This is a genomic window from Dapis hubbardiae BLCC-M172 (genome assembly GCF_050016015.1).
Taxonomy (GTDB): Bacteria; Cyanobacteriota; Cyanobacteriia; order Cyanobacteriales; family Microcoleaceae; genus Trichodesmium.
In genome coordinates, this window is the sequence record NZ_JBNHEQ010000184.1 from 24,969 (window position 1) to 30,968 (window position 6,000).

At 34.0% G+C, this 6,000-nt stretch carries 1 protein-coding gene; it reads right to left on the reverse strand.

Annotated elements, in window-relative coordinates:
- Nucleotides 1-46: 46 nt before the first annotated feature.
- Nucleotides 47-5,473 carry a trifunctional serine/threonine-protein kinase/ATP-binding protein/sensor histidine kinase gene (locus ACP6PK_RS16775; protein WP_426561023.1) on the reverse strand — a complete coding sequence of 1,809 codons (5,427 nt, stop codon included), beginning with the start codon at nt 5,471-5,473 and terminating at the stop codon, nt 47-49.
- Between the last annotated feature and the right edge of the window lie 527 nt (nt 5,474-6,000).

A 6,000-nucleotide genomic window follows, 5' to 3' on the forward strand; every position in this document is an offset into this window, starting at 1 on the left:
TCCCTTACTCCCTTACTCCCCTACTCCCTTACTCCCCCACTCTCCCTCACAATGGAATCTCAATCACAAATTCTACCCCTTCCCCTGGTGAAGAATTACAACTCAGTTTACCCTTGTGTTTTTCAACAATAATTGAATAGCTAATTGACAAGCCTAAACCCGTACCAGAACCCACTGGTTTAGTAGTAAAAAATGGGTCAAATATCTTCTTTTGATTTTCTCGACTAATACTTGTGCCATTGTTAGCAATTTTGATTTTTATAGTCTGAGATGTGGTTCTTTCCGTAGTAATAGTAATAGTAGGTTCCTGGTTTGATTCACCAGGATTTTTTTTCATATCTTCTAAAGCATCAATACTATTACTCAGAATATTCATAAATACTTGGTTTAGTTGTGAAGGGTAACAGTTAACCACTGGTAGTTCTCCATATTTTTTAACTACTTTAGTTTCTGACTTTCCTCTCACACGGTTGAGTTTATTTTGTAAAATAAGTAAAGTGCTATCAATTCCATCATGGATATTTACAGGTTTCATATCTGATTCATCTAATCTGGAAAAATTGCGTAGAGATAGCACAATTTGTTGAATTCTTTCAGCTCCTACTTTGATAGAATTTAGTAATTTTTCAAAATCTTCAGTTAAAAAATCTAACTCAATTTCTTCCATCATTTCTTCTATTTTTGCTGTAGGATTAGGATATTCCTGTTGATAAAGATTGATTAAATTAAGTAAATCTTCGCTATATTGGGTGGCATAGTTAATATTGCCATAGATGAAACTTGTAGGATTATTAATTTCGTGAGCAATTCCTGCTACCATTTGCCCTAAACTAGACATTTTTTCTGTTTGAATTAATTGAGCTTGAGTGTTTTTTAGTTCCTTGATAGTTTGAGATAAACGTAGATTTTTTTCGTTTAATTCCTCTGTGCGTTTTTTAACTTTATCCTCTAAGGTATGACTATATTCTTCTAGTTGATTTTTAGCAGTAGATAAGTTTTCATAAAGCCGGGCATTTTCGAGGGAGAAAGCTGCTTGAGTAGTCAGAACTTTTAATACTTCTAGTCGATGACTATTAAAGGCTCCGACTGTGAGATTATTTTCTAAATATAATATCCCAATAAATTGACGGCGATTAATAATAGGAATACATAAAATACTCTTGGGTTGATAGTTTTGAATGTAAGGATCGGCAGCAAACTTAGCTTCATTCTTGGCACTATCAAATACAACAGTTTGTTGAGTACGCGCTACATAATAAATTAGGGAATTAGGAAGCTCCGAGGTCGAGTTAATAGGAAGAGACTGTTTTGCTGTTAGTTGTAATTCTTCATCAAGGTTGCTATTACGAATAGCTTTTGCTTCTATTACTAAATTTTCTCCTTGAGAAAGGATAAGATAACCTTTTTGAGCTGCAGCATTTTCCAGAGTGACTCGCATCAAAACCGAGAGTAAATTCTCTAGTTTTATTTCTCCTGAAATAGCTTGAGTTGCTTTCATCACACTCCTGAAGTCAAGCACTAGAGAAGTCTCACTGCTTGTATAACTAACACTTTCTTGAGTTAAGCTACGAGTAAAATTACGCTCTTCTTGCTGTAAGGGTTTGAGGATATCGCCGTAGGAATTTTCCAAGTGTTTGAGTTTGGCAACTGCTCCCCACTGAGCATAAGCGTAGTAAGCTTTGATCATATATGCTTGGGCAATAGTTTCCTTATTCCACTCTAGGTAAAATTTAGCTGCAAGTTCATTAGCAAGACCAACTTCTTGAATGTATTCGTTTTCTGTAGCTCCGGCGATCGCTTGTTCATAAAGTTCTATTGCTTCTACATAGTTACGAAGCACCCGATTTTTTTCTGCTTCTACGAGATGAAATTTATGTAAAAAGTTCACAGGAGCATGGTGCGCCCAGATTTTCATCTGTTCCTGGTTAGATGTGATTTCTTCTAACCACTGTTGTTGTTGTTCCTGAGAAACTTCATTGTAGAGAGCAAGGCGAATTAAAGAACCATAAAAATAGAAAAATACCGGACTATAGTGAGAAGTAACCAGATGGAGATATTCTTGTCCTCCTAGACAAAATTTTAGAGATTCTTGATACTCACCAAACAGATAACATAGATAAAGCTTATGCAAATGTAAATATACCAGTCCGTGATCTTGAGGTTCTGTTTTTGTTTCATCAAAAGCTTCACCAACTAACATACAGGGATTTTCTGAGCGATCGCTTAAGTTCAAAACAGTCTGTTGAGTTATTTGCAACCATGCAAGGGGAGTTTCTTGTTTAGTTTTCACAACAGCATCAATAGCGTTATTCAGCTTTTGAGAAAGTTCTGTTAACTCCCAACCTACACAATAGGAATGAAAAGAGTGCAAAAAAATGTTGTAACCAGCAAATTCAAAATCTCCCCTGGATAGAGCTAGAGAATAACATTCCAGAAATAAGGGTAAAGTGTTTACTAAATGTTCTTGCCAATGACGCAAATGGTGGTTTGCTACAGTTACTCCTCTGAGAGTATCTCCTCCAAAGCGATCGAATAGTCCAGATATTACCTCTGATAATTCATAAGCTGCTTTAATTTCTCCCTTCCTCCACAGTAAGATTCCGTAAGAACTATAACCCAAAGCGGAAACAGGAGTATTACCCCATTTTACGGACAAAGTTACAATACCAAAAATTATACTCGCCCATAAGGGGGAACCCACAACAAAAGCTGCTGGTGCAATTAATCCTAGAATTTGTATTAAAGCTAATTTTTCAGGATTTGTCATTGCTGGAAGTTGTTTGAGTTCTTCAGTGGAGCGATCGCTCATAAATAACTGGAGTTCTTCAATAGCAGAAAACAAGTCTGCTTCTTCCGAGCTGGGGGATAATTTTAATCCTAAATCTTTAATTACAATTATAGCTAGATCGATTCCTTTTACAATTTGGTGTTGAGCAAATTCGGATTTAATTTTGGTCATATAAACTGGCACTTTATCTAATAAACTATTAGCTTGTTCCTGTACAACTTCAGCTAACTTTTCCATCTGCTCATAATCACCTATCAAATACCTTACTTCTGTTGCTTCTATATACAGAGCTAATGTTAATTCATAATTCGTTTCCCAACTATTAACTGTTAATAATTCTAGACCTGTATTTAGATAATTAACCGTAGCATCATAAGCAGTAGAAACTTTAGCTTTCTTTCCTGCTATTAAATTTAACTCCGCTAGTTGTTCCCGCTCCCTAATATTATCAATTAAATCCACCCCATAATTTAACTGATTCACCATATCAAAAATTCTCTCTTGCCTTTCAATTTCTGGAATATTTTCTAATAATAATCGTCCTATTTTTAAATGAGTTGCTTGTTTTTCCTCTTCTGGTATTAACAAATAAGCAGCTTGCTGTACCCGGTCGTGCAAAAACTTATAATTAGCATCAGTTTCCATTGCCTTAAAAGCTGCCAATGTACTTGACTCTTCTGAACTATAAAACTTATATACTTCTGTCACTGGTAAAACCAACCCTTCTTGCAATGCTTCCCACAAATTATTAGCTGTTTCTTCAACATATTTTTCCGAGATCATAGCTAAAGTTTCTAAATCAAATTTATTGCCAACACAAGCTGCTAATTTCATTACCTCTTGAGTTGCAGATGACAACTTTTGCAGACGAGTTGCCATAAACTCCACCACATCATCAGTCAAAGACAATAACTTCACCTGAGCAATATCGCATTCCCAATAACCTACTTCATAATTAAACGTAATTAATTCTTCTTGATACAATGCTTTCATAAATTGAGTAATAAAAAAAGGATTTCCTTGAGTTTTTTGATATACTAACTCTGCCAAAGGAAATGCTATTTCTTGAGAACAATGAAGCGTATCTCCTATTAAGGGGTTTAAATCAGAAATTAGTTCCAGAGGTTTTAAAGTAATAGTATTAACAATTGCCGATTTTTTGACGATTTCTTCTAATGTTAATATCAAAGGATGAGTGGGATTTACTTCATTATCCCGATAAGCTCCTAACAATAATAAATATTGACTATTTTTTTCACTCATCAACAGTTGCATCAACTTTAAAGAAGCTGTATCTGCCCACTGTAAATCATCCAAAAAAATTACTAACGGATGCTCTTGAGTAGCAAAGACTTTAATAAATTTTAAAAATAGTAAATTAAACCTATTTTCGGCAGCACTTCCTGATAATTCTTCTACCGCAGGTTGAGGAGAAATAATATCTTCTAGTTCAGGAATAACTTCAATAATAACTTGCCCATTTTCACCTAATGCTGAGATAATTTTACTCTTCCATTCCTGTAATTGAGCTTCCGTTTCACTCAGTAATTCTCCCATTAAATCGCGAAATGCTTGTACAAAAGCACTAAAGGGGATATTGCGCTGAAATTGGTCAAATTTTCCTTTAATAAAATAGCCTCGTTGACGAACTATTGGTTTATGAACTTCGTTAATTACTGCTGTTTTTCCTATTCCTGAAAAACCAGCCACTAACATTATTTCACTGCCACCTTGAGCAACTCTTTCAAAAGCATCTAATAAATTCTGAACTTCTCTTTGGCGACCATAGAGTTTTTCGGGAATGCTAAAACGGTCAGAAATATCCCAGTTTCCTAACTCAAATAGAGGAATTTTTTCTGTTTTTTGCCAAGATTTTAAACAAATTTCTAAGTCGTGTTTTAATCCTAAAACATTCTGATAGCGTTCTTCAGCATTTTTGGCTATCATTTTCAGAATAATATTATTTACTATTAGAGGTATTTCTGTATTTATCTCGGTAGGTGGAGTGGGTTCTTTAGCAATATGAAAGTAAACTAATTCTATGGGGTCAGTTGAGGAGAAAGGTAGTTGATTTGTGAGTATTTCATAGAATGTAATTCCTAAAGAATAAAAGTCACTTCGGTAGTCTATTCCTCGGTTCATTCTGCCTGTTTGTTCTGGAGACATATATGCTAATGTGCCTTCCAGAACATTGGGGTTGATAATTTCTTGAGTTTCTCTTGGTAATAATGTGGAAATACTAAAGTCTATTAATTTGACATTTCCAGTTTCTGGATTAATTACAATATTAGAAGGTTTAATATCTTTATGAATAATTTGATGATGGTATAAATCTTCTAATATTTCAACTATTGAAATAGCAATTTCCAGAAATTTTTGCAGGTTCAGTTTTTGATTGCTTAGGTATGTTTTGAGAGATATTGCTCCAATATCTTCCATGATTAGGGCATAACTATTACCATATTTTTCTAGGGATATGGGTTTGATAATTCCCGATAAATTCAGATTTTTGGTAATTGTATATTGATGGCGAAATTGTAATAATTCAGAAAAGGTAGGGTATTCTTTATTGAGAACTTTGATAACTACTGGTTGTTGATTTATGGTATTTAATCCACGATAAACCGTAGTTCTTGTTCCTGTATAAATTTGTTGATTTATGTGATAATTGGGTAATTTAATCATGGAAAAATTAATTAATTTATTGCTCTACAGTTTCTATATAATTTATGACAATTAACAGTTTTTGACTTCTTGTTTTGTTAAGCTTATTTGAGTAACTCCTAATATATGCGGAGGTCTATCTTTGAGTATAAAATAACCCTAATTGGCTCTAATAAGCTTCGATAGAAACAAAACTATTTACTCAAACTAATTTTTCTATTATATTAGATCACTTATTTATCTATACAATTGCAGAAAATTTATTGTCCCAATTTGATAAATGTTTGTTACAAATAGTATAGGCTCTGAAGAAGACAGAGGGAATAAATATTGAAGAAAAAAAAGAGGGAAAATGATATAGATTAGGTTGCTTATACAATTGAATTATCTCTTTGTAAGTATACATTTCGAGCTTTCCGTTTTGTATCATTCTTTTTTTGGTGCTGGTGCATTGTAATGGTGGTCTAAGGTTGAAAAATACTCCAACACACCACATCTCCCCATCTCCCCATCTCCCCATCTCCCCATCTCCCCATCTCCCCATCTCC